Here is a 24,588-nt window from a genome sequence, read left to right as displayed (position 1 = left end):
GCTAAAAAGTACCAAAATAGAATTTAAAGAGAGAACCTAAATGAACTTAGGAGATGTTAACTACTACACCCATTCAAGCAAAACTAGATGTGTGTTTGTGGATAATAAAGAATTGCCGCTTATAAGCATTGATATTTGGTGCAAAGCAGGTTCTTCATTTGAGGATGTTGATAAAAACGGTACTGCTCATTTTCTAGAACATATGATTTTTAAAGGATCTAACAAAATAATGCCAGGTGAGTTTGACCATAAAATTGAATCACTAGGGGGGTTAAGTAACGCTTCAACAGGTTATGATGATGTACATTACCATGTCCTTGTTCCACCCAATAACTTTAAAGAATCACTAGCTCTTTTGACAAATATTGTTGTTGCTCCAGTTTTTAATCCTGATGAATTTATAAAAGAAAAAGGGGTAGTTATTGATGAAATAAAACAACAAAATGATCAGCCTGAAGAAAGATTATTTAATTATTTTTTGAAAAGGATTTGGCTAAATCCTATTTATGGCAATTCGATTCTGGGAACTGAACATAGTATTAAAAACTTGGAGATAAATGACCTTATTAAATTTCATACCAAACATTACACTACCGAAAAAATTTGTATTGCAATTGCTGGAAATCTCTCAGAAGATATTTATAAAATTTTTCAAAAAAGTGATTTATCTGGAATAAATAAAACTCCAAATTCAATAAATCTAAAGAATAAACCTTCTTTAAAAATTAGGAAAGGTAGAGAGTCAGTTAAGTTTGATAATTTAGAGTTTTCAAGAATATTTATGGCTTGGTTTATCCCAAACCTCAATAATCAAAAAAATATTATTGGACTTGAGATTTTAGCATCAATACTCTCTGTTGGAAGAAACAGCAGATTAGTTAAAATTTTAAAAGAAGATAGTAATCTTGTTGAATCGGTATATGTAGATGTAAATGCTGGAGAATTAGGCGGATTATTTATAATGGAAGCAAGTTGTGAGTCCAAAGATATTGATTTAGTAGAAAAGCAAATTAATAAAACAATTGATGAGATCTCAAATTCTAGAGTCCTGACTTTGGATGAAATAAAAAAAGCAATAAATATTGTAAAAAGTAATTATATTTTTAATTTAGAGACATCTACACAACTTTCTTCATTCTTTGGAAATGAACATCTTTGGGGAAGAAATTCTTCAATAAATAATTTAGAAAGTCATTTAAATTATTGGAGTGATTTGGATAATTTCGAGGAGATCACTAATTATATCCGTGAAGAAAAATTCACTTTGGTTGCATCACCTCGCTAATGTTAGAAAGATATTTTTTAAATATTAAAAAAAGGAATTTTTCAACTGCTTCAATTTGGATTAAAGGAGGGAGTGATGCGGATAGTGTTGGCAAAAAAGGTATAAACAAGATCCTTAGTTCATTACTTACCAGAGGATGTGAGGGTTTTAATAATTTCACTCTTTCAGAGTATATTGAGTCCTACGGAGCAGAATTAAATCAAGAAGTATTTGAAGATGGTATTTCAATAAGCATTAAATCCCTAAATGAACATTTCAGCAAATTATTCCCCTTATTAGATTTAATAATTAATAAACCAACACTCTTAGAAAGAGAATTTGAAAAAGTAAAAAAATCCTCTATTGATTTTTTAAAAAAGGATAAAGAGAATCCATTTAATATCTGTTTTGAAAAATGGAGAAGAATTGTTTACTCAAATCATCCTTATGCCTTTAATACAAATGGCAATGAAAATGATGTCTCAAAGATTACATATGAAGATGTTTTGCTGGAATTTAAAAATTTCAAAAGTCGAGATAAGTATTTGATTTCAAATAATTCAGAAATAGATGGAGTAAGTATAGAAAAATTAGACAAAAAACCCTTAGTAGAAAAATTTAGACCTCTAAATCATGATTTAAGTCCAAACAATCGATTTGATTTCAATAATAATAATTCAAATCAAACAATAATAATGTTTGGCAACCAAACTTGCTCTCGTAAAAGTAGTGAATATTTGCCTCTTAAGGTTTTGGAGTCGTATCTATCTTATGGAATGAGCGCTGCTTTATTTAAACTTTTTAGGGAAAAAAATGGGATCACTTACGATTTAGGTGTTTATTATCCAGTTAGGAGAAGGAATGCTCCATTTTTAGTATATTTATCAGTATCAAATAAAAAAGCCCTTTTTGCTTTTGAACTTTTATCAACTTTATGGAAAGATTTACTTTTAAATCCTTTGATTGATAATGAAATACTATTGGCTAAAGAAAAACTAAAAGGTTCTTTTCTATTGGGAAATCAATCACTAGATGAAATTTTACAGCGAAAGATACAGTTAATTAGTTATGGTGTTACCCCAATTTCTGAGAGTGATTTAAATTCTAAAATAGACGAAATATCTTCATTAGATATTCTTAAATTAACAAACAAATATTTTTCAAAACCTTTTCTGAGTATTTCTGGTAGTAAGAATATATGTTTAGAAATTATTAAAAGTTGGAAGCAGAACTTTTGAGTTATTTTTTCTCAATCTTATCAATATCGATCAAAAACGAACCTCTTCTAAACCTTACTTCAACAGTATCTGGAGATTTGATTGATAGAATTTCTCCTATTTCATCAATTGCCACTAAATCAGGAGGTCTTAACATCGGCATATTATCTGAAGTCTTCAAGTAAGAGACTGGAGCAATTAATTTAACCTTATCCTTGATCTCAAATTTCATTTATAAATAGGATACTTACAAAAGTAGTATAAGCATAAAGTTAGCGAAAATATCAACGAAATGCATTGATTCATTCTAGAATCTTAGAATAGACTTTCTACAAATTAATGAACCAGAAATTTAAAACATTAATTTTATGGGCTTTACCTATACTTTTAGTAATTGCACTTTCCTACCAATTTTTATCTTCAAGCAATGTTGATGCACTTAAATCTAATGGAACTACCGTTGCACCCAGGAATTCTGCAGTAGCAAGAGTTAGTTACGGCAGATTTTTAGATTACATTAATTCAGGAAGAGTTACGTCTGTTGATATTTTTGAGGGAGGCAGAAATGCAGTTATAGAGACAATAGATTCTGATTTAGATAATAAAGTTCAAAGGTTGCGTGTAGATCTTCCAGGCTTAACACCAGAACTTATAAACATTTTAAAAAATGAGGGAATCAGTTTTGATGTGCATCCAGTTAAAACAGCCCCTCCTGCATTAGGAATTTTAGGTAATTTACTTTTCCCAGCTATTTTAATTGGAGGTTTAATTTTGTTAGCTAGGAGGTCGAATGGTATGCCTGGAGGTCCAGGGCAAGCGATGCAATTTGGAAAGACAAAGGCGAGATTTGCGATGGAAGCTGAAACAGGTGTTGTTTTCGATGATGTTGCAGGTGTTAATGAAGCTAAACAGGATTTGCAAGAAGTTGTCACTTTTCTGAAAAAACCAGAAAAATTTACTTCTGTAGGTGCAAGGATACCGAAAGGAGTTCTATTGGTAGGACCTCCTGGTACTGGTAAAACCCTCTTAGCAAAAGCAATAGCAGGCGAAGCAGGTGTACCATTTTTCTCATTATCAGGTTCTGAATTTGTTGAAATGTTTGTTGGTGTTGGTGCTAGTAGAGTTAGAGATCTTTTCAAAAAAGCTAAAGAAAATAGTCCTTGTTTAATTTTTATTGATGAAATCGATGCTGTTGGAAGGCAAAGAGGTGCTGGTATTGGTGGTGGTAATGATGAGAGAGAACAAACTCTCAATCAATTACTTACTGAAATGGATGGCTTCGAAGGTAATAGTGGAATAATAATAATTGCAGCCACAAACAGGCCCGACGTTTTAGACTCAGCTCTAATGAGGCCTGGCAGATTTGACAGACAGGTAACTGTAGACGCCCCTGATATAAAAGGCAGACTATCAATATTGGAAGTTCATGCTAGGAATAAGAAACTTGATGGAGATTTAACACTTGAAAGCATTGCTAGAAGGACGCCAGGATTTACTGGAGCAGATTTAGCAAATTTATTAAATGAGGCTGCTATATTAACCGCAAGAAGGAGAAAAGACTCTATCAGTATTTCAGAGATTGACGACTCTGTAGATAGAATTGTTGCAGGAATGGAAGGTTCTCCATTAACAGATGGTAGAAGCAAGAGATTAATTGCTTATCATGAGGTGGGTCATGCTCTCATAGGTTCACTTGTAAAAGCTCACGATCCTGTTCAAAAAGTTACAGTTATTCCAAGAGGTCAGGCTAAAGGATTAACTTGGTTTACCCCAGACGATGAGCAGACTCTTGTTAGCCGGGCTCAACTAAAGGCGAGGATAATGGGTGCTTTAGGAGGAAGAGCTGCAGAAGATGTGGTTTTTGGAAAAGGTGAAATTACAACAGGAGCGGGAGGTGATTTCCAACAAGTTGCTTCAATGGCCCGCCAGATGGTTACCAGATTTGGAATGAGTAATTTAGGTCCGATAGCTTTAGAAAGTGGTAATCAAGAAGTATTTGTTGGTAGAGATTTAATGACTAGAAGTGAAGTATCTGATTCAATCTCTAAACAAATTGACGAAAGTGTTAGAGTAATGGTCAAGGAATGTTATAAAGAAACCTACGACATAGTTAACAAAAATAGAGAAGCTATGGATAAGATAGTTGACCTATTAATCGAAAAAGAAACATTAGATGGTGAAGAATTTGTAAACATTCTTTCCAAGTTCACTAAAATCCCAAAGAAAGAGAGAACACCTCAATTATTAACTTAGACCTTAATAGGTTTCTTATCTAGAACCAAATCAATTAAACCGTACTCAACAGCTTCGTTTGGTGACATATAAAAATCTCTATCAGTATCTTCTTTGATTGTGTCATAATCTTTTCCAGTTCTCTCTGATAATTCAGTATTAAGACGCTCTTTTAAAAACAGAATTTCATCCGCTTGAATTCTTATATCACTGGCCTGACCTCTAGCACCTCCAAGTGGTTGATGAATCATTATTCTTGAATGTCTAAGGCTGCTTCTTTTACCTTGAGTACCTGCCGCAAGCAAAAATGCACCCATACTAGCTGCTAATCCTACACAAACCGTATGTATATCAGGCTTAACATGTTGCATTGTGTCAAAGATACCCAATCCATCATAGACTGACCCGCCTGGAGAATTTATGTACATATAAATGTCCTTTTCTGGATCCTCTGCTTCAAGAAACAATAATTGAGCAACAATTCTATTAGCAGTTTCACTAGTAACTTGTTCTCCCAAAAAGATTATTCTCTCTCTTAATAGTCTCGAATAAATATCAAAGACTCTTTCGCTTCCGCCAGATTCTTCTAATACTAAAGGGATCATAATAATATTTATTTGTTTATTAGATATTAACGATATTGAGTCAACATACGCTAACCTTATTAAGGTTTACATATAAAAAATTGAAAGAAAAATTGACTGTTTCAGATAGCAAAAGGTTATTCCATGAAAAATTCCCTTACGTCATTCCAGGTTTATATAAAAGAATAGTTGATGAAATACTTGTCGAACTTAATCTTCTAAACCATCAAAATGAATTTACGCAAGAGTATCTCTTTTGTATCGGTCTCACCGAAACATTCAAAGAATTAATGAAAGGATATCAACCAAATAAACACTTGGATCTACTTTTTGAATCTTTATGCAGTTCTACAAATTTTGAAGCGAAGGAAATTAATGAAATATCTCAGAAATCTCAAAAGGAATTCAAAAATAAAACATCTAATGATATTTTGAAATTGTTAATAGAAAAAAGCAATTCTAAACTTTATCCCTCAAGGATTTTGAACTTAGCTATATATATATTAATTTCAAGCGCCCAAGATCTCAAAGAGAAAGAAGAGTCAGGGAGAAATAAGATCATTTCTGACATCTTTGAAAAATTAAACTTATCGGCTAATAAAGCAGAGAAAGATATCGGAATTTATAAAAGCAGCATATCAAAAATGGAACAAGCAAAAGAATTAATTGAAGAACTCAAGACTAAAGATAAGAAAAAAGAACAAAAATAATAATACTTATTTTTTTAATCTTTTTTTATCTTTCCAAGAGACATAGGATATATAAATTACAGCGAAAGTTATAAATATGAGTAAAACGAACGATGTTAGGGTAAGAAATTCAATTAGATAGACTTCATTTGTTAAAAATGAATTCATATATCAATAGAACCATCACCATTTCTTCCCCAAACGACCATGGCAATTGAAAAAGTAAAAATTGCAGCCAATGCTGCCCAACCTATTTGAAAGATCATTAAATTTAAATCGCTGATATAAATATAACAGAACTTTAAAATTTTTTATTCATTTTTAAGCCAAAGTTAATTTCTCAGAAACATAATTTTCTCAATAGAATAAACAAAAATCTAAATTGGGAAGATTAGTTTTAAATCATAGTTCAAATATAGAAGGTCTAATTCCAATACTCCAAAAGTTAGCGCTGGATATTAATATCAAGACAATAACTCCAGCTGTTATTTCAAGAGCCAGGGGAAGATCTTCTAAATTGATAATTAGATTGTCAGTGAAAACTATAAATGGTTATAAAGCAATCGCAAGAAAGGGTAAAACTGCCCAAGAAGTTTTTATTTCAACAGACTTAAGTAAAGATGAACTAAAAAAAATTTTAGATTTTTATAATAGAAAATAATTAAACTTAAGATAATTAGGAAATTGCCTGGAGAGAATAAATGAAATTTTTATTAAATTTTTCAATATTTTTATTGTCCTTTTTTTCATTTAGTAATAAATCATTCTCACTCTCTGACTTCCAAATAAAAAGATTTTGTGCAAAGGAGAAAAGGGTATCCTTCTGTATAAAAAATTTACAAGAGAAAAGATCTGATCTTCAAAAAGGTAACCTAATTGAAATTCCTGTCAAACCTTACAAACGGTAATTAGAAATTGAAATTAAATTTCAAATTCTGATTCGAAAAGATTAAAAGCATTTTTATAGTTTGTAAGAAGTTCTTCTGAATTATCAGTAAATCCTTGAAGTTCATAATCTTCTTTTAATTCATCATAAAAGTAGACCACTTTGTTAAAAGCGCTCATATATTCTTTTTGTATATCTTCATCATCGATATCATATATTTTCGCCAATACTAATTCGACATTTTTTTTTGATGAATATATTTTTCTCTCAAAATCTTTATTTAACTTCCTTCTTTTTTTTATCATTTAAAGTTTTTAAATACAAATTAACAATACTAAAATTCATAGATAAATTAAATTAAAACTTATAAAATAAAAATATAGTTTCCAAATCAAAATAAAACCTCTACATTCCAAATAAATCATTCGATGATATGAGTAAAAAAGAAACAACTAATTCTAAAGAGGTTAGAAAGCAAGATTATGAGGCCCAAAAAATGAATAGTTCCCAAAAATTCAAGAAAAAGACAGATAAGAATCTTCCTTGGTGGGTAGAGTTATTGTTTGTTCAAATAGGATTGCCAGATAAATTACTAATAAAAATATTAAAAGCAAAAAAATCTTCTAAAGAATTTATTAAAAATGATAAAAAATCATTAATAACATCTTTGTTTGTAATTACTACATTTGCATATTTTTATCCAGTTATTAAACATGCAAAAAACAAATTAGATTGTGAATCTATTGCCAAAAATTATATTATTAAAAATAAAAATATAATTGAAATCAATAATAGGGAATTAAAAATGCTATCTACAAATTTTTGTTATGGTGGCGAAGAAATATATGAAATAGAAAATTTAAAAAATTAAATCTTAAATTATTTTCTATTAATAACCATTCCAATATTATGATAGTAACTTCAAGTTTAATAAAGATTAAATTTTAATTCTATGACTGATACAAAGCAAAAGAAGGAAAACGTAAAAATGCATTTAAAAGATTTGAGGCAAAACTTAAAGAAAATGCATTTGGAAGTTACAGAGGAATTAATATTGCCGAAGCCAGAGGATGTAAAATTTTTGATGAATAAAATGGATAAACTATTAAGATTAATAGAATCAAAATAAACTATAATTTGGAGTTATCAAAAGTTAAAGAAATGAACTTAATTAAACAATTTTTACAAGTAATTTTAATTGCAATTTTCATAAGTTCTTGTAGGACATCAATCAATAAAGAGAATCAAAGAAAAAATTTGGAAAAAAATATTAATGAGATTTCTAGTTCAGAAAAGAAAAGAATGGAAATAAAGTTTTCCTGTGGAGAGGACGGTATTTCAGAATACTTAGATGATGGATGGAATATTATAAAAGAAGATTCCCAAGAAAAAATTTGCACTTGGAAATCTGTTCCTGCCACAAAAGATTGTAATATGGAAAAAGATAAAGGATGTAAAATAACAAAGCCAGATAGAATAGGTAAAGAGAAAATTTATTTAATAGAAAAATAAATTTAATATATGACTCCAAAATCAGAACAGTTAGTTGATTTAATTTTTAATAAATTAAAAACCTATAAGAGAAAAAAAATATTTTTAGAAAAAGAAGATTTACATGAATTTATTTTTTCTCTTCTTAAAAAGGACTAAATCTAAGATCTACTTAATTATACTGCTATAGTTAAATTAATTTTTTATTTAATAAATGTATGGATAATTTTTCTTTATTAACTATTTCTTTAGCATTAATTTTTATTGGAAGTCTTTATTTTTTATTTAGGGTTACATCGAGTACAAAGAATTAGAAAATATTTTTACATCATTTTTATATAATCGGATCATCTCTCAGTAGTAAAATTGTATGTTTATTTAAACCATCATTAAGCCATTCCCTATATTCTTCCATAACGCATTTTTTATTGGATTCTTCAAGTAAATTAATTCTTTTTTTTGCATTATCTAAAGCCAACTTAATACAGAATTCATAATCATTGAAATTTTCTTGCATTAGTTTTTATTAAATATTAGTAAAATTAATCACTTGTTCTGTATTGAGAATTACAATATAAGGCGTTGATTTAATAAGAGTATCAAGCAATACGGAAGAATATTTAATATATTTGAGATAATAAATTTTTTAAATAAATCTTATGTCATACGAAGCAGGCAGTAAAGAATGTAGACATTTAATTGAAGCCAAAGAAAGCCTCTTATCCGCATTAGATGCCTTAAGCAATATAAATTCAACTGATCTAATTCAAATCCAAATTAAAGAAATTTACAATAAATTGGAAAAAATGCATGATAATCGTAAAAAAATAGAATCAGCTACAAATTATCTTTAAAATTATTTAATAAAAAATAATTTCAAAATTGGCTTTTTATCTTTTTTACTCTTTTTTCTGACAACAAATTCAATAAAGCATCGAGTTGTGCATGTACTTCCTTTGCCTCATTAAGATCTGGCATTAAGTCTTCTTTGATAAGCATTTGATGCATCTCTCTAAGCTCCAACCTTATATATCGTAGGTGAGAACATACTTCCTCTCTCTTAGTTGCACTCATATTTGCTTTATAGTCTTTATATTATACATCACGGTCTTTTTTTGATTCCAGTATTTATTTTATTAAATTGAAAAAATTATTTCGAGCTCTATAACAAATCAGAATCCTTTAAAGTTGCCATGTAGTAATATACCACTCATGAAAAAGAAAACATCAAAAAAAATTCGAACTAATTCAAATCTTAAAGATCAAAAATTAGGTGAAACAAAAAATTCTGCAAAATTAGTTCTTTTTGTTTTTGGGATAGGTCCAATTATTGGAATAATAATATTTTTATACAGTAAGGGATTTTTTAATTCACCAACTATTTAAATCTTCATTAATTAAGAATAATTTTAAATAATTAATTTTAAAAAAATTTAAAATAATTATTGAAATTTTTTTAATGAAAATATCCTAAATTCAGCCATTTTTCTAGCATTTTCCGGATTAGATAATAAAAAAGGGTGGTCTGACAAAAGTGCAAATACCTTATCAATCTTTAATCGTGTATCATCGCAATCAATATTTTCCCATTTCTCATCAAATGACATTGCAAAGCTATCAGCATTATCATATAGTTTATCTTTCATAATATTTGGAATTAAATTAAGAAAATTTCAGAAATCCGACCATATCTGAAAGAGTATTTAGAAAAAGCATATAAAGCTATCCGCATTTCTATTTGAGAAATAACTTTGTATGAGTATTCTTTAAAATTATACTTTAATCTCATCATTTAAATTTATACATAAGTGCTATTAATCAAAATCAGATTAGATTTGACAGAAGTGTTACAATATTGACATATATATAGGCTCATGGAAAGTAAAGTTAAAAGAATAGGATATCTCCCTAGAAAAAGAGTACTTGAAATTATCGATGAAATTTCCAAGAGCGAATCTATAAGTAGATCTAAGGTAGTTGGAATATTAGTTGAGGAAGCACTAGATGCCAGAGGAATTGCGAATTTTGGATATAGTAATACCAGTAAGTCTAATATATACAAGTCGGATAATTTTAAAGATCTCCATAATGAGAATGCACATTTAAAAGATACTGAAGACGAATTTGTTGATGATAGTGGCTACACAGTTTCAACTCACAAAACTTTAGACCGCTCAATATCTTCTGCAGATATTGAATTAGCAAATAAAATAAATATTCTTAAGGAATCGGGATTAATATGACTTTTATTGAGTAATTATCTTATTTTTTAATGCATAACATTGAATCCTTGTTTATTCTTAGTCAGGAATAATATTCTTTTTAAATAATTTGAATATTAAATCTTCTCTAATATTAATTTTGTAATTAAAAAATGAAAGATATTAAATGTCCTTCATGCGGCAAAACTTTCCGAATTGATCCCAGCAGCTTTGAAGAAATACTTCTTCAGATAAAAGACGAGGAATTTAACAAACAAATAAAAGAAAGACTTATTCTGGCTGAGGAAGATAATAAAAAAGCTTTGGAAATTTTAAAACGAGAATTAAAAATACAGTTAATAGAGCAAAATCGTATTAAAGACTCTGAGATACATAATCTTGAATCTAAATTAAAAATAGCTGAAGAAAAGAAAACAAATGCTCTTAATGATTTAAAAAATCAAGCAACAAATAAAATTAACTCACTGAATAATGAATTAATCAATTTAAAGGATGAAATCAAAAACCAGACTTTAATTTCAGAATTATCATTAAAAAACAAAGTTAGTGATGCTGTTAATAATTTAGAAAAAGAGAACTTATCATTAATAAATTCCATTGAAAAGATGAGGCTTGAACATTCAATTAATGAAAAATTAATTGAAGAAAAGTATAAAAACAAAATTAGTGAAAGGGACCTGACTATTCAGGAGTTAAGAGAAATGAAATCTAAATTATCTACAAAGATGGTAGGAGAAACATTAGAAATACATTGCGAAACCCAATTTAATCTTAATCGTGCTTCTGCTTTTAAAAACTCATATTTCGAAAAGGATAATGATGCTACTTCTGGAAGTAAAGGCGACTATATATTTCGAGAACTTGATAAAAATAAAACTGAAGTAGTATCTATAATGTTTGAGATGAAGAATGAAAGTTTAAATGGCACTAATAAAAGAAAAAACGAAGATTTTTTTAAAGAATTAGATAAAGATAGAAGACAAAAATCTTGTGAATATGCAGTACTCGTATCGCTTCTAGAACCAGATAGTGAACTATATAATGCAGGGATAGTAGATGTTTCTCATAGATTCCCAAAAATGTATGTCATAAGACCTCAATTTTTCTTGCCCATTATTTCTCTGCTAAGAAATGCATCTATGGAAACCTTAAAATACAAATCACAAATTGATTTAATGAAACGTGAGAATTTTGACATAACTAATTTTGAAAGTACACTTGAGCAATTCAAAAATGCAGTTGGTAAAAATGTTTCACTTGCCCAGGATAGATTTAATGATGCAATTTCAGAAATTGATAAATCAATAACCCATTTACAAAAGACTAAAGAGGCTTTAGTTCTCTCAAAAAAACATCTTTTATCTGCTGACAGCAAATCTCAAGATTTGACAGTAAAGAAATTAACTAGAAATAATCCAACCATGAAGAAGAAGTTTAATGATTTAAATGATTTTGAAGATGAAGTAGCCTAATTAAAAAAAGTTTTTAAAATTAATAATAATTAAAAATATATTTTATTTATAACTTATAAATATACTATAAATAATAAATTTCATAGTATAGAAAATAATGTCTATCAACACTCCTATTTTCAGTATTGCCAAAGATCTTAATGTCGATAGTAATAGAATATTATTAGCCTGCAAGAAACTAGGAATAAACGCAAAAGGTGCGACAAAAAGATTAAATGAAGAAGAATTAAAAAAAATTAAAAATTATTTTGCAACGGGCAAAAATGTGTCAGATGAAGTGATCAATTTAAATAAAGTTAAAACTAAAAGTAGTCCAAAAAAAATTGTAGAAAAGGTAAAGATAAAATATTTTGCAAATAGACTTATTAGAAAATCTTAAATAAAAATAATTTTTTCTAATAACTTAAAAGAATAAGCCACAGAAGAAAAAAATAATAATTTATTATAAGTAAAAATACTTAAAATGAGCATAAGTAAAATTTTAAATACTCTTGAAAAATCCTGGGAAAGAGATGAGATTCTTTTAAATATAAAGAAGGGGTTGGAGATAGATAAGATAGTAAATGAATTTCTTATTAAAAACGAAAGACAAATTAAAGAATTAAATTCTTTATTAAGGCCAGAAGATATTGAATTATTAAATCAAGTAGAAAAACTCTCAACTTGCGAATCTAAATTAATAAATAAGATTAAAAATTTAAATTACTTAGAAAATAATGAAAATCATCACATTATGAATAAAAAAAAGATTGTTCCACCTAATAGAGTTTCTCTCAACAAAATTAGTTCATTCATGATTAATTGGAGTAACAAATTTGTAGTTATTGCTTTACTAACAATTTCAGCCATAGCTTTATCAAAACAAGCGTGGGCATAATTAGCTAAATTAACTTCATTGTAAGAGATGTAAGTTATGAGAACTAATCAAGAATATTTAATTAGATATAAAGACGGAAATCTTTATTGTGAACTTGCTGATATTTGGATTGATCCAAGCAAGCCAGTAAAAAAGGCATTAATAACTCATGCTCATTTTGATCACTTTACATTTGGCTGTGAAGAATACATTTCTACTAAGGAAACTGCGATAATTCTTAAAGAAAGAGTTGGAGATAATATCAAAATTAAGACTTTTGAATATGGAGAAGAATTTAAGATAAATGGCATTAATATTTCTTTTCATCCATCCGGCCACATCCTTGGATCTAGTCAAATAAGGTTTATTTTTGCTGATGAAAAATGGCTAATTTCAGGTGACTTTAAGCTTCAAAAAGATCAGACTTGCAAACAATATGAAATAGTAAAAACTGATTATTTAATAAGCGAATGTACTTTTGGTTTGCCAATATTTAAGTGGGATGAATCAAATAAAATAGCAAATGATATTTCAAAATGGATAACTAATTCACCAGAAAAAACTTCTTTACTTTTCTGCTATTCACTGGGAAAAGCTCAGAGATTGTTAAACGAAATTAGTCAAACAAATTTTAAGGGCAATATTTATTCCCATGGAAGTATTCACAAAATGAACAATATTTATAGGGAACTTGGAATTAAGATTAAAGATACTATAAAAATTGAAAATAAAAAAAAGATAGATGAACTTAAAGGAAGTCTAATATTATTACCGCCATCTTTAAGTAAGGGTTCTTATTTAAAAAATTTCAAAAACATTCAAACAGCTTTCGCGAGTGGATGGATGTCAATAAGAGCTCTAAGAAAAAGATCAGGATATGATAAAGGATTCGCAATTTCTGATCATGCGGATTGGGATGGAATTCTGGAAGTAGTAAAAAAGTCTGAAGCAAAAAATGTATTTTTTCATCATGGAGATAGTGAAGCCTTAAGTAAATATTTAGTTGAAAAGGAATCAATAAATGTCCTTTTATTTGGAAAATAAATATGAGCTTAAAAAAGTTTTCAGAATTATTTGGCGATCTAGATTCAATTAATAGTACAAATAATAAAATTGAAGTTTTAAAGAATTATTTTTTATCTAATGATCCAATAGATAACTCATGGGCAATATATTTGCTAACTGGAAAAAGTAATAAGAGATTTATTAGTGGAAGATATTTGAAAAATCTTTTTTCTCACATATATGAATATCCTCAATGGTTAATTGATACATGTTATTTAAAAGTTGGTGATTCTGCTGAGGTAATAACATTATTACTTAAAAATAAAACTAATTCTAGAAAAAAGAAATTGTCAAATATAAGTCTCACTGAATTACTAAGCGAAACAATACCTGAATTATCAAAACTGAATGACGAGCAGAAAAATTTAGAAATTAAAAATCTTTGGGAAAAATTACCTGAAGATAACCATCTAATTTTTAATAAAATTCTTACAGGAACTTTTAGAGTAGGAGTCTCTATCGGATTAATTACAAAATCGATATCAAAACTAACTCATATTGAGGAAGAGATTATTTCTCATAGGTTGATGGGTGATTTTAAACCTTCAATTGATTCATATGAATTTTTAATTAACAAGAATATCAATCTTCAAGAGTTAAATTCCAAACCATTTCCATTTCTTCTAGCAAATACTATTGAAGATAAAATCTTCAAAAATTCAATAAATGATTTTCAATTTGAATGGAAATACGACGGTATAAGGATGCAATTAATTAAAAGATCAGGCAATGTTTCGTTATGGACAAGAGGGCAAGAATTAGTAAATGAATCTTTCCCAGAATTAGTAGAGAAAATGTCAAATATAAAAGATGATTTTGTTCTTGATGGGGAATTATTAGTTTGGAATTTTAAAGAACAAATTGCCTTTGATTTTTCTTTACTTCAAAAAAGAATAAATAGAAAGTCTCCTACTAAATCAATCCAAATAAAATATCCAATTATTTTTATTGCTTATGATCTTTTAGAGATTAATGGGAGAGATATAAGAGAAATTAAATTAGAAAATAGAAGAATTGAGTTAGAAAAATATTTTTCAAAATGGCAAATTAAAACTGAGAATAATATCTCTGATATTTTCAAAATATGTGATTTAATCTTTCCAAAAGATTGGCCTGATGCTTTAGCCTATAAAGAAAAATCTCGAGAAAATAATACTGAAGGATTAATAATTAAGAAAAAGACTTCTATATACTCCTCTGGTAGAAAGAAAGGTATTTGGTGGAAATATAAAGTTGATCCTATGCAACTGGATGCTGTTCTAATTTACGCTAAGGGCGGTAGCGGTAGAAGGGCTGGTCTGTATACAGATTACAGTTTTGCATTATGGAAAGACAAAGAATTAATTAAATTTGCAAGTGCATATTCTGGGTTAACGAATATTGAGATTAAAGAGCTAGATAAATGGATAAGAAAAAATACAATAGAAAAATTTGGTCCTGTTCGATCGTTAAAACCAGAAATGGTATTCGAAATATCTTTTGAGAAAATACAAATTTCTAATCGTCATAAATCAGGCATAGCGGTACGATTTCCAAGAATAACAAAATGGAGAAAAGATAAAAAAATTAAAGATGCAGATAGCTTAGAGAATGCTTATGAACTAATGAAAAAAATATCATGAAAAATATTACGAAAAATAATAAGCAAAATAATTTAATTTCTAAAATTAAACAGTTTTTCTCCACAAATGGATGGGAGCCAATACCCTATCAGATCGAATCTTGGGAAGCATTTTTAAATGGAGAGAGTGGAATAATACAAGTTCCTACTGGATGCGGCAAAACTTATGCTGCATTAATGGGACCTCTATCAAAGATAGAAGATCCCAAAAATAATAAAAGTGTGAATATATTATTGATAACCCCTTTAAAGGCACTAAGTAGAGATCTAAAAAATTCAATACAACTAGCAGCTTTTCATTTTAATAAAGAAATCACTGTTGAAATTAGGAACGGGGATACAACCCCATATGAAAAGAAAAAGCAACTAGCTAAACCACCTAATATTCTTATTACAACTCCAGAGTCTTTATCTCTTTTACTTTCTAATAAAGAATCTAATAATCTGTTCAAGGACTTATCATCAATAATTATTGATGAATGGCATGAATTAATGGGTAGTAAAAGAGGAAACCAGTGCGAGTTATCTTTAAGTTGGCTAAGAGGTAATATAAAAAATTTACAAATTTGGGCAATGTCTGCAACTATTGGAAATGTTGAAGAAGCAGCAAGAGCAATAGTTGGGATGAGCGCTATTAAACCCAAAATTATTAGTACAAATATTCAAAAAGAGATCGAAATTGTAAGTGTTTTACCAGAGGAGGAAACTACCTTTCCATGGAGTGGGCATCTTGGGATTAGAAGTCATTCTTCACTATTAAAAATCCTAGATAAAAATAAAAGCACCTTATTATTCACCAATACCCGAAATCAATCTGAAAGATGGTATCAATGTCTTAAGTTTTTTCTCCCAGAGATGGATGACAAAATTGCACTTCATCACGGCTCCCTGGATAAAGAAGATAGAAAAAGAGTTGAAGAAGGGGTTAAAGACGGATTAATAAAATGGGTAGTCTGCACCAGCTCGTTAGATTTAGGAGTTGACTTTCAACCTGTAGATCAAATAGTTCAAATTGGTAGTGCAAAGAATTTAGCTAGACTTATCCAAAGAGCGGGAAGAAGTGCTCATAGACCAGGTGGAAAATCAAAAATAATTTTTATGCCTACTAATTCTTTAGAATTATTAGAGATTAGTGCAATGAGAAGAATAATAAAAAGTGGTATATCTGAGGAAATTAGACTTCCTGAATTATCTTATGATGTGCTTCTACAACATCTAATAAGTTTGGCATGTGGAAATGGCTTTGATCCCAAAATTGAGAAAGAAAGAATTAAAAATTGCTGGAGTTATAGAAACTTAAAAGATAAAGATTGGAATTGGTGTATTGACTTTTTAGAATATGGAGGCAAATGTCTTAAAGCATATCCAAAATATAAAAAGATAGTTAAAGAAGAAGCACAAAATAATAATGAAAACTTTAAATATTTTGTAAAAGATAAATCTTTAATAAGAATGCATAAGTTTAATATTGGGACAATTACAAGTGACAAATTTGTGAATGTCAAATATATGAAAGGTAAATCCTTAGGTAATTTAGAAGAGAATTTTGCTTCAAAATTAAATCCCGGAGATACATTTTACTTTGCCGGCAAAATGCTTCATTTTGTAAGAATAAGAGATATGATTTTATACGTTAAAAAATCAACCAAAAAAAGTTCTCTAATTCCTGCATGGGTTGGAGGTCAAATGGCAATTTCAGATCTACTTTGTGAGAGTTTGAGAAAAGAAATAGATATATGCAACGAACTAAAAAATCATGATTGCTTAAATCCTGAACTCAATTCATTACGCCCAATATTGAAGAGACAAAAAGTTCTTTCAAATATTCCAAAGAAAGACGAATTCCTTATAGAAATATATAAAACCAAGGATTTATCAAATCTTTTTGTTTTTACACTTGATGGCAAATTTGTAAATGAAGGAATTGCATTTTTATGGGCTTTGAGATTGGCAAAATTAAAAAAATCTACATTTAGTATTACTGCTAATGATTTTGGATTCAGCTTAACTACTGCAGAAGATTATGATTTTTCCATAATAAAAAAAGAAGCTGATTACTTTTTGAATAACAAAAAATTAGAAGAAGATCTAGAAAATGCAATTAATTTTTCAGAATTAACAAAGCGTAGATTTAAAAATATTGCCCAAATAAGTGGACTAGTAAATCAAAATAATCCAACCAAAACAAAAACTTCTTCCCAACTTCAAATAAGTTCAAGTCTTTTCTACGATGTGTTTACTAAATATGAAGAAGGTCATCTTTTGATAAAACAATCGCATCAAGAAGTTAAAGAATATCAATTAGAAAATAAAAGAATATCTAGATCATTAGAAAGATTAAAAAATTTAAAAATGCTACTAAACGAGATAAAAACTCCAACTCCTTTTGCTTTCCCTTTACTAGTTGAAAGACTTAAAAATACTTTAAGCAATGAGCCATTAGAAAAAAGAGTAGAAAAACTTATAAAAAAATATAGTGATTAAATGAAAAAAAGTTCTTTTAAATTTTGTTGGGAAGATACATTGTTGGAGATGCTTCCTTCAAGGGCGTTATTTCTACCGGAAACAAAAGAGTTATTAATATGCGATATACATCTTGGGAAAGCTGAGTATTTTCAGCAAAATGGTATACCTCTTACTAATAATTCAGATAAAAACAATTTTGCAAGAATAAAAAAAATAGTAAAAAAATATAGTCCTGAAAAGTTAATAATATTAGGAGATTTATTCCATAGCAAATATTCAATAGATAAAATTCTTCAAAAAAAAGTTGAGGATCTTCCTGAACTACTTAAAACTAACGTTGAACTAGTCCTAGGAAATCACGATGTAGGTTGCAATATTAAAAATATTAAAATTTTTGATATTAGAAAAACTAAAAATATCACTTTTAGTCATGAACCAGTTGATTTAGGCGAAAATAAAACATTGAACATTTGTGGACATTATCATCCAAAAATCTATATAAAAAACAATGGGGATAAATTATCATTTAGGTGTTTTGCAATGGATAAGAATAAAAATACTTTATTTTTACCTGCATTTGGAGACTTAACAGGAGGATATCCCTGCAAAAAGTCATTTAAAAAATGGGCAATTGTTTCTGAAGAAGAAATTATCGAAATAAAACCTTAAAAAATCCTATTGAAGTGACTTAAATTTTCATTTAGATATAGCAATTTATACTTAAAAGTCTCGTTTATTTTATTTATCTATTATTTTGAGTCTATTAATCAATTTCTACTAGTAGAAATAGATAATAAAAAATTTATACAGCTAATGACCCTTTCTTTAGCAGACAATCCACGTTATAAAAAAAATAAACACATTTTATAGAAATGAAAAAATTAATATCCTTGATTTTATTTCCATTTCTTTTCATGCCATTTGGAGCAAAAGCAAATGATAATTTTTCTGTTGAAATAGAAGCACTTACACTAGTAATGGAGCAATATAAGGAAGAAACCGAATCAAGTGTTGAATTAGATATTGAAGAGATAAAGCCTAGTTATATGGCTCTTAAACAAGACGAATGTAATGCAACTGTTGAAGTTACAGAAAAAACAGGATTAGAGGTTGTAAATACTGAATATTTCGATGTAAATGTCTGCTTGAAAGAAATCTATAAAATAATCAACTAAATAAGCAGGTTATAAAAATATAATAAAAAAACAAACAAATTAAAGAGGTCTTTTACTTAAAGAAGGTAAGACCTCGAGACCTAACAGAAAACTTTGGAACGGGTTCTGCATATCCAATTAATAACTACAATGGATTTGTAGAGGTGTAATTAAAAGTACAAAACCTAAAATTATTTTTTTAAGTAATTATTTCTTCTTTGATAATGTTTGTGATTCTTCTCTAGACATTAAAGCTTCAATTTGAGCAAGAACTTTTTGAAGTTCATCCGTTTTTGTAAGAGATGCTTCTGCTACTTCTCTTAATTTTTCTAACTGTTCTTTAGTTTTATCCATGATAAATAAATTAGAAATTAACCACTTTTAAAAATGGTTTTAATACAGATTTTTCACTCCCACACAGATTCATATTCTCTCTTTTTTTTATAAAGTCAAATAAATTTTCCTTTATTAAGGTTTTATGAGGACTTCCAATTAATTCTTTATTTATTATTGAAAACATAAGATTACCTGAAATAGAAATACTCTTAAATTATGAAGTAAATACAGGTAGTCCTATAGTTGCAGTTGTTATGAGAGCCCCTGCAAAAATCAAAAAAGGGAGAAAAGGGTAGTTTTTCAACGATAAACTTACTAATTCGAAATAACTATATAGGTATTTATACTGTTTGTCTACCCCTTGACTGTCTCAAAGGTAAAATTTTTTCTTTTAAAAGTAAAGATTTAACATCAGCCAAATTTACCAGATATGTATTCCTGGGTGGTTTTTTCTTTTGGAGAGCTAAAAATTTTCTTTGTTGAATTAAATTCTGCAAGATAACCAACCTTTCCTCCATCACCATCTTCATATTCAATAGCATTAAAAAATGCAGTCATATCACTGACTCTTAATGCCTGTTGCATATTATGAGTAACGATTATTATTGTGTAATTCTTCTTAAGTTCATGCATTGTCTCCTCAATTTTTAAAGTAGAGATTGGATCTAATGCAGAACATGGCTCATCCATTAGAATTATTTCAGGCTCAATAGCAATAGTTCTAGCAATACATAATCTTTGTTGTTGTCCGCCAGATAACGAGTACCCACTATCATTTAATTTATCCTTACATTCATCCCATAAAGCAGCCTTTTTTAGTGAACTTTCTACTAATTCATCCATATCTCCAGTAAAGCCATTAATTCTTGCCCCAAATGCAATATTTTCGTAAATAGATTTCGGAAAAGGATTAGGCTGCTGAAAAACCATTCCAATTCTTCTTCTTACTTCAACTGGATCTACTCTTTTGTCGTAAATATTAGTTCCATCAAAAAGGACAGTCCCTTTTAACGAACAATTAGGGATCAGATCATTCATCCTATTTAAGGATCTAAGAACAGTTGATTTACCACAACCTGAAGGTCCAATAAGAGAGGTTATATTTCCTTTTTTAAAATTACAAAAAACATTTCTTACGGCTTCAAAAGTTCCATAGCTAATAGATACGTTCTCAAGAGATAAAATGATATTCTTTGGTATTTTTTTATTAGTTTTAATCATTTATACTCTCTTAGTTTTCTCAGTAAAAGCAGCTAATATCCTTGAAAATATATTTACTGATAGTATCGACAAAACAAGAATAAAGGAAGCTGCCCAGGCTAATTTATTCTGTGCATCATAAGGTTCAAGAGCAAAGTTGTATATCAATACAGCCAAAGAACCCATCTCATAAAACAAATCTCCAAAGCCTATTATGTAGTAGTAAGAGAATAAAGCCGTAAAGATCAAAGGGGCTGTTTCACCTGCAGCTCTTGCGATTCCGAGCACAACGCCAGTAGCAATAGACCTAAAGGCAGAGGGCAAAGTAACTTTTAATATTGTTGTATACATACTTGCTCCTACACCAAGAGACGCATATCTTAATTCGTTAGGAACTAACTTTAAACCTTCGTCAGTGGTCTTGATCACAGTAGGCAACATCAATATTGAAAGCGCCATACCTCCAGCTAAACCGCTGTACATACTTCCAAACAAAATTTTTGTAGAGACGATTAAGACATAAATAAAGACACCCGCAATTATTGAAGGTACTCCCGCAAGAACATTAACTCCGAATCTAATAAATCTTGAAAAAGCTCCGCCTTTAGAGTATTCAGCTAGATATATTCCACCACCAACACCTACTGGAATGGCGATAATTGAAGCAATAGTAGTTATTATTAATGTTCCGATCAATGCAGGATTAATACCTCCTGCATCTAAATCATCTCCAGGGGGATTTGGTTCTAAAGTAAATAGTTCGGGTGTAATTTGAGATCCACCTTTAATAAGGATATAAGTCACTAGAAAAATTAAAGGAAGTATTGCTATCAACGCACAAATTACTGATAAAGAAGTAAAGAATCTATCTCCTATATTTCTTGATAATCTTTTCTGGTAATAGAGTGAATTCATAATTATCTAATATTTGAGACTAAATTTCTTAACTAGCCATTGCGCAAAGATATTTACTACTAAAGAAAGGATCATAAGTACAAAAGCCGCATAAAAGAGTGATGAAACCTGACTTCCATCAGCCTCACCAAACTGGTTTGCGAGCATGGAGGAAATGGTATAACCAGGAGATAATAGAGACCAACTAAATGCATTTGAATTACCAATAATCATTGTCACAGCCATTGTTTCTCCCATTGCCCTACCTAAAGCCAATAGAACACCTGCCATAATTCCTGATAATGCTGCCGGCAAAATTACTGAAAATATTGTTTTCCATCTACTAGCTCCAATTCCATAAGCCGCATTTCTTAGCTTTTTAGGAACCTGATTAAGTGAATCCCTTGCAATGGAAGTCACTATTGGCAAAAGCATTACTACTAAAATCAATATTGCTAACAAAGAATTCCTGCCTGTAGGTTCTGTACTGAATAAAGGTATCCAACCAAAGAAATTATGTAAAAAGACAAAAAAGGCTCTGAAAAAAGGTTCCATAACAAATATTGCCCAAAGTCCCAATACAACTGATGGAATTGCTGCTAATAATTCAACAAAAGAACCTATTATTTCTCTAAAAACTTTCGGTACAAAGTCCTCAGTAATAAATATTGCAGTTCCAACGCCCAAAGGGATAGTTATTAATAACGAAAGAAATGAGGTTACTAATGTGCCATATATTGCGGTAAAAGCTCCGTATTCATCTTTTACAGGATTCCATTCAGAGGTTATTAAAAACTTCAAGCCATACCTTGAAAAGGATTCAAATGACTGAAAAAAGACTACTAAAATAATTCCTAAAAGTATTATTGCTACGAAACTAGACAAGACTAGGGCAGTATTTTTGAAGATAATATCTATATTTTTTTCGATACCGAATCTTTTACGATTCTTGAAAAGAGTTAATTTCTCTTCCATTAAAAAAAGAATATCTCTATAAATCTACTACTAAATGCTGTAAAAGACTTTAAGAGGACTTAAAGGTATATGAAAGTCATGATAATTTGACATCTATTAAAAAATTTAACTACCTATTTTTTCAACGGCAGCTCTTGATTTTAAAAGGATATTCCCTTTTAAGGGAATAAATCCAAGGGATGAAGCCTTATCTTGATACTCATCACTTAATAATGTATTAAAGGCTTGTTTTATTGCTTTAGTGTTTCTACCATTACCTTTTTCGTAAGCAAGTATCCATGTCAATGAAGCGATAGGGTACGCGCCTTTTGCTGTTGGATTAGGATTTTTACCCGCAAGATTTTCATCTAAAGTAATACCATTAAGAGCCTTAGCTCCTGCCTCTGCAGATGGTTTTAGAAACTCACCTGAAAGATTTTGAATCGCAGCAGCCTTAACATTACCTTTAATATATGACTGATTTACATAACCAATTGCGCCTGGAGTGTTTTGAATTACACCTGCAACACCGGCATTACCTTTTGCTCCAACGCCTGCTGGCCACTTTACTGATTTACCAGTTCCTAAAGTCCATGTTGGTGAAAATGCTTCCATAGAATTTGTGAAAGCCTTAGTAGTTCCTGAACCATCAGAACGATGGGTCCAAGTTAACTTTCCTGATTTACAACCTAATTCTTTCCAGTTTTTAACCATACCCATTGCAACTCGTACTGCTTGCTCTTGTGTAAGTTTCAAATCGCAATCATAGTTATAACCAAAAGCAATAGTTCCACCAACCATAGGTATTTGAACTAGTCCTCTAGTTACTTTCTCTATATCAGAATCTTTCATAGGATCATCTGATGCACCAAAGTTTACAGTTTGGTCTATAAAAGCTTTTCTTCCAGAGCCCGAACCAACTGCTTGGTAATTAACCCTTGGTCCACCAGATTTGGCTAAGTCAAAAAACCACCTAGTATAAATTTTCGAGGGAAATGTAGCACCTGCTCCGCTCAATCTTTTTGAAGCAATCGCTTCTTGAGAGAGAACTAATGAGATAGCAGAAGATAAAATAAGGACTTTTTTGAAAATGCCCACTTTTAATGAGTAATAATAATGTCAAATATAAATTACAGCCAAAAGTTAATTTAAAAATTTCAAGATTTATTAATCAAATTATTTTGATATAAATAATAATTATGTATATCTCTGCATTAAGAGATCAGCTAGAAATTAAATATCAACTCTTTATTTAGAATTTAATTTTTGTTTTTACTCTATTTTTATTTTGAGATTTGAATTCATAAAGTCCTTTATCAGTAAATATAATCAACTCATCTCCAGATGTTTCTTCAATGGATATTCCTTCAGATTCTAAGTTTTTTACAGATACATTTCCTGTAAGTTTTAGAAATTTTCCATCCTTATCATAAGAAAGCTTGTCCGAATAAGCCTCAAAATTTCCATTACTACTTCTTAATAACTACATTCCCCTTGGCCTCTAAATCACCTTCTAAAGTATTTGTTTGAGAATCAGATGTAATTGTGTAATTAATTAATTCCTCAGCAAAAGAATATTCAGCTAATAGAAATAAAAATGATGCAAGAAGTATTCTTTTCATTTACTTCCAACCCTTTTCTGCATTTTGAATAATCCATTGTGCAAGAACCTTATCTTCTCCATCATTCAATTTATTTTTATAACCTTTCATAAAACCAATCCCTTCATTCGCAATTATTGTTATTGAATTTACATCTGCTATTCCTCTTTTTTCAAGGTCGGAAAGTTTTAATGATTTAGAACCTTTGAGAACGACTGATCCACCTCTTACATGGCAGCCTGCACAGACATTTCTAAAAATTGTTTCTCCATCTCTAATATCAGAAGCCATTAGATATCTATTTTGCAAAGAGGTTTGAAAAATAATTATTAAAGTTATTAAAGGAATTACAAATAGAAATTTAAATATTTTCATTTGATTTTT

General features: G+C 29.2%; 33 protein-coding genes. 19 read left to right on the top strand and 14 right to left on the bottom strand.

The genetic code is table 11. The features are described 5' to 3' along the window. Positions 1-40: 40 nt before the first annotated feature. Positions 41-1,285, top strand: coding sequence for a M16 family metallopeptidase (locus tag SIB45_RS06760; RefSeq protein WP_011862785.1), 1,245 nt, complete (start codon positions 41-43; stop codon positions 1,283-1,285). Next, on the top strand, positions 1,285-2,502 hold the full coding sequence (locus SIB45_RS06755) for a M16 family metallopeptidase (protein WP_011862784.1): 1,218 nt from the start codon (positions 1,285-1,287) through the stop codon (positions 2,500-2,502). Before SIB45_RS06760 ends, SIB45_RS06755 begins: the two co-directional genes overlap by 1 nt. 1 nt (position 2,503) lies before the next feature. Here the strand turns inward: SIB45_RS06755 and SIB45_RS06750 are convergent, their stop codons facing one another. Next, complete coding sequence (locus tag SIB45_RS06750; RefSeq protein ID WP_011862783.1) at positions 2,504-2,713, bottom strand: NAD(P)H dehydrogenase assembly family protein; 210 nt, start codon at positions 2,711-2,713, stop codon at positions 2,504-2,506. Between the two features lie 107 nt (positions 2,714-2,820). Here SIB45_RS06750 and ftsH point away from each other — a divergent pair, with 107 nt between their 5' ends. Further along, positions 2,821-4,734: an ATP-dependent zinc metalloprotease FtsH gene (ftsH, locus tag SIB45_RS06745; protein WP_011862782.1), complete on the top strand. Its 1,914-nt coding sequence runs from the start codon at positions 2,821-2,823 to the stop codon at positions 4,732-4,734. Here the strand turns inward: ftsH and clpP are convergent. Beyond that, positions 4,731-5,318: an ATP-dependent Clp endopeptidase proteolytic subunit ClpP gene (gene clpP, locus SIB45_RS06740; protein WP_011862781.1), complete on the bottom strand. Its 588-nt coding sequence runs from the start codon at positions 5,316-5,318 to the stop codon at positions 4,731-4,733. The genes ftsH and clpP overlap by 4 nt on opposite strands. A gap of 35 nt (positions 5,319-5,353) precedes the next feature. Here clpP and psb29 point away from each other — a divergent pair, with 35 nt between their 5' ends. Then, positions 5,354-6,007 carry a photosystem II biogenesis protein Psp29 gene (gene psb29 / locus SIB45_RS06735; protein ID WP_011862780.1) on the top strand — a complete coding sequence of 218 codons (654 nt, stop codon included), beginning with the start codon at positions 5,354-5,356 and terminating at the stop codon, positions 6,005-6,007. A gap of 143 nt (positions 6,008-6,150) precedes the next feature. Here psb29 and petN read toward each other — a convergent pair whose 3' ends face one another. Further along, the gene (gene petN / locus SIB45_RS06730) at positions 6,151-6,252 is read right to left on the bottom strand and encodes a cytochrome b6-f complex subunit PetN (protein ID WP_011376303.1); all 102 of its coding nucleotides are present in this window, start codon (positions 6,250-6,252) and stop codon (positions 6,151-6,153) included. Positions 6,253-6,368: 116 nt separating this feature from the next. Here petN and SIB45_RS06725 point away from each other — a divergent pair, with 116 nt between their 5' ends. Continuing rightward, positions 6,369-6,647, top strand: coding sequence for a DUF2103 domain-containing protein (locus SIB45_RS06725; protein WP_011862779.1), 279 nt, complete (start codon positions 6,369-6,371; stop codon positions 6,645-6,647). A 260-nt stretch (positions 6,648-6,907) separates the two neighbouring features. On the opposite strand, the gene SIB45_RS06720 is transcribed toward SIB45_RS06725, so the two are convergent. Continuing rightward, the gene (locus SIB45_RS06720; RefSeq protein ID WP_011862778.1) at positions 6,908-7,177 is read right to left on the bottom strand and encodes a hypothetical protein; all 270 of its coding nucleotides are present in this window, start codon (positions 7,175-7,177) and stop codon (positions 6,908-6,910) included. Positions 7,178-7,305: 128 nt separating this feature from the next. Between SIB45_RS06720 and SIB45_RS06715 the strand changes: the two genes are divergently transcribed. The 3 genes from SIB45_RS06715 (at position 7,306) to SIB45_RS06705 (ending at position 8,384) form a co-directional block, all read left to right on the top strand. Then, a complete protein-coding gene (locus SIB45_RS06715) occupies positions 7,306-7,743 on the top strand; it encodes a hypothetical protein (protein WP_011862777.1) in 438 nt (145 codons plus the stop codon). Between the two features lie 81 nt (positions 7,744-7,824). Then, positions 7,825-8,001: a hypothetical protein gene (locus SIB45_RS06710; RefSeq protein WP_011862776.1), complete on the top strand. Its 177-nt coding sequence runs from the start codon at positions 7,825-7,827 to the stop codon at positions 7,999-8,001. A gap of 32 nt (positions 8,002-8,033) precedes the next feature. Then, the gene (locus SIB45_RS06705) at positions 8,034-8,384 is read left to right on the top strand and encodes a hypothetical protein (protein WP_041484756.1); all 351 of its coding nucleotides are present in this window, start codon (positions 8,034-8,036) and stop codon (positions 8,382-8,384) included. Positions 8,385-8,697: 313 nt separating this feature from the next. Here SIB45_RS06705 and SIB45_RS06700 read toward each other — a convergent pair whose 3' ends face one another. Continuing rightward, positions 8,698-8,880: a hypothetical protein gene (locus SIB45_RS06700; RefSeq protein ID WP_011862773.1), complete on the bottom strand. Its 183-nt coding sequence runs from the start codon at positions 8,878-8,880 to the stop codon at positions 8,698-8,700. 142 nt (positions 8,881-9,022) lie between these two features. Between SIB45_RS06700 and SIB45_RS06695 the strand changes: the two genes are divergently transcribed. After that, positions 9,023-9,217 (top strand): hypothetical protein, encoded by a 195-nt coding sequence (locus tag SIB45_RS06695; protein WP_011862772.1) that lies wholly within the window; start codon positions 9,023-9,025, stop codon positions 9,215-9,217. Between the two features lie 22 nt (positions 9,218-9,239). Here the strand turns inward: SIB45_RS06695 and SIB45_RS06690 are convergent, their stop codons facing one another. After that, positions 9,240-9,437: a hypothetical protein gene (locus SIB45_RS06690; protein WP_011862771.1), complete on the bottom strand. Its 198-nt coding sequence runs from the start codon at positions 9,435-9,437 to the stop codon at positions 9,240-9,242. Positions 9,438-9,575: 138 nt separating this feature from the next. On the opposite strand from SIB45_RS06690, the gene SIB45_RS06685 reads away from it, so the two are divergent. Continuing rightward, entirely contained in the window at positions 9,576-9,749 is a 174-nt protein-coding gene (locus tag SIB45_RS06685; protein WP_187146065.1) for a hypothetical protein, read from the top strand. 56 nt (positions 9,750-9,805) lie between these two features. Here the strand turns inward: SIB45_RS06685 and SIB45_RS06680 are convergent, their stop codons facing one another. Beyond that, a complete protein-coding gene (locus SIB45_RS06680; protein ID WP_011862769.1) occupies positions 9,806-10,009 on the bottom strand; it encodes a hypothetical protein in 204 nt (67 codons plus the stop codon). Between the two features lie 228 nt (positions 10,010-10,237). Between SIB45_RS06680 and SIB45_RS06675 the strand changes: the two genes are divergently transcribed. The 9 genes from SIB45_RS06675 (at position 10,238) to SIB45_RS06635 (ending at position 19,240) form a co-directional block, all read left to right on the top strand. Then, positions 10,238-10,606: a hypothetical protein gene (locus SIB45_RS06675; protein ID WP_011862768.1), complete on the top strand. Its 369-nt coding sequence runs from the start codon at positions 10,238-10,240 to the stop codon at positions 10,604-10,606. Positions 10,607-10,737: 131 nt separating this feature from the next. After that, positions 10,738-12,057 (top strand): DUF2130 domain-containing protein, encoded by a 1,320-nt coding sequence (locus SIB45_RS06670; protein ID WP_011862767.1) that lies wholly within the window; start codon positions 10,738-10,740, stop codon positions 12,055-12,057. Positions 12,058-12,154: 97 nt separating this feature from the next. After that, positions 12,155-12,436: a translation initiation factor IF-2 N-terminal domain-containing protein gene (locus SIB45_RS06665; protein WP_011862766.1), complete on the top strand. Its 282-nt coding sequence runs from the start codon at positions 12,155-12,157 to the stop codon at positions 12,434-12,436. An 84-nt stretch (positions 12,437-12,520) separates the two neighbouring features. Further along, positions 12,521-12,934, top strand: coding sequence for a hypothetical protein (locus SIB45_RS06660; RefSeq protein ID WP_011862765.1), 414 nt, complete (start codon positions 12,521-12,523; stop codon positions 12,932-12,934). A gap of 36 nt (positions 12,935-12,970) precedes the next feature. After that, complete coding sequence (locus SIB45_RS06655) at positions 12,971-13,957, top strand: ligase-associated DNA damage response exonuclease (protein WP_011862764.1); 987 nt, start codon at positions 12,971-12,973, stop codon at positions 13,955-13,957. 2 nt (positions 13,958-13,959) lie between these two features. Continuing rightward, the gene (locus tag SIB45_RS06650; RefSeq protein ID WP_011862763.1) at positions 13,960-15,600 is read left to right on the top strand and encodes an ATP-dependent DNA ligase; all 1,641 of its coding nucleotides are present in this window, start codon (positions 13,960-13,962) and stop codon (positions 15,598-15,600) included. Next, a complete protein-coding gene (locus SIB45_RS06645) occupies positions 15,597-18,083 on the top strand; it encodes a ligase-associated DNA damage response DEXH box helicase (RefSeq protein WP_011862762.1) in 2,487 nt (828 codons plus the stop codon). The genes SIB45_RS06650 and SIB45_RS06645 overlap by 4 nt, the downstream gene beginning before the upstream one ends. Beyond that, positions 18,084-18,734, top strand: a complete 651-nt coding sequence (gene pdeM / locus SIB45_RS06640; RefSeq protein WP_011862761.1) for a ligase-associated DNA damage response endonuclease PdeM — start codon at positions 18,084-18,086, stop codon at positions 18,732-18,734. It begins immediately after the preceding gene. A 203-nt stretch (positions 18,735-18,937) separates the two neighbouring features. Continuing rightward, positions 18,938-19,240, top strand: a complete 303-nt coding sequence (locus SIB45_RS06635; protein WP_011862760.1) for a hypothetical protein — start codon at positions 18,938-18,940, stop codon at positions 19,238-19,240. A 186-nt stretch (positions 19,241-19,426) separates the two neighbouring features. On the opposite strand, the gene SIB45_RS06630 is transcribed toward SIB45_RS06635, so the two are convergent. The 7 genes from SIB45_RS06630 to SIB45_RS06600 all read right to left on the bottom strand — a co-directional run bounded on the left by SIB45_RS06630 (position 19,427) and on the right by SIB45_RS06600 (position 24,579). Then, complete coding sequence (locus tag SIB45_RS06630) at positions 19,427-19,573, bottom strand: hypothetical protein (RefSeq protein WP_002808068.1); 147 nt, start codon at positions 19,571-19,573, stop codon at positions 19,427-19,429. A 393-nt stretch (positions 19,574-19,966) separates the two neighbouring features. Continuing rightward, complete coding sequence (gene pstB, locus SIB45_RS06625; RefSeq protein WP_011862758.1) at positions 19,967-20,776, bottom strand: phosphate ABC transporter ATP-binding protein PstB; 810 nt, start codon at positions 20,774-20,776, stop codon at positions 19,967-19,969. Continuing rightward, positions 20,777-21,670, bottom strand: a complete 894-nt coding sequence (pstA, locus tag SIB45_RS06620; protein ID WP_413682117.1) for a phosphate ABC transporter permease PstA — start codon at positions 21,668-21,670, stop codon at positions 20,777-20,779. It lies immediately after the preceding gene. Between the two features lie 6 nt (positions 21,671-21,676). Continuing rightward, positions 21,677-22,624 carry a phosphate ABC transporter permease subunit PstC gene (pstC, locus tag SIB45_RS06615; RefSeq protein ID WP_011862756.1) on the bottom strand — a complete coding sequence of 316 codons (948 nt, stop codon included), beginning with the start codon at positions 22,622-22,624 and terminating at the stop codon, positions 21,677-21,679. A gap of 105 nt (positions 22,625-22,729) precedes the next feature. Beyond that, on the bottom strand, positions 22,730-23,701 hold the full coding sequence (gene pstS / locus SIB45_RS06610) for a phosphate ABC transporter substrate-binding protein PstS (protein ID WP_011862755.1): 972 nt from the start codon (positions 23,699-23,701) through the stop codon (positions 22,730-22,732). 371 nt (positions 23,702-24,072) lie between these two features. Next, positions 24,073-24,225 carry a hypothetical protein gene (locus tag SIB45_RS06605; protein WP_011862754.1) on the bottom strand — a complete coding sequence of 51 codons (153 nt, stop codon included), beginning with the start codon at positions 24,223-24,225 and terminating at the stop codon, positions 24,073-24,075. Then, positions 24,226-24,579 (bottom strand): c-type cytochrome, encoded by a 354-nt coding sequence (locus SIB45_RS06600; protein WP_011862753.1) that lies wholly within the window; start codon positions 24,577-24,579, stop codon positions 24,226-24,228. It lies immediately after the preceding gene. Between the last annotated feature and the right edge of the window lie 9 nt (positions 24,580-24,588).

Origin of the sequence: Prochlorococcus sp. MIT 1304 (assembly GCF_047305015.1) — a bacterium.
GTDB lineage: Bacteria > Cyanobacteriota > Cyanobacteriia > PCC-6307 > Cyanobiaceae > Prochlorococcus_A > Prochlorococcus_A marinus_E.
Note: the sequence above shows the minus strand (reverse complement) of the source record. Positions and strands in the feature narration are given on the sequence as shown.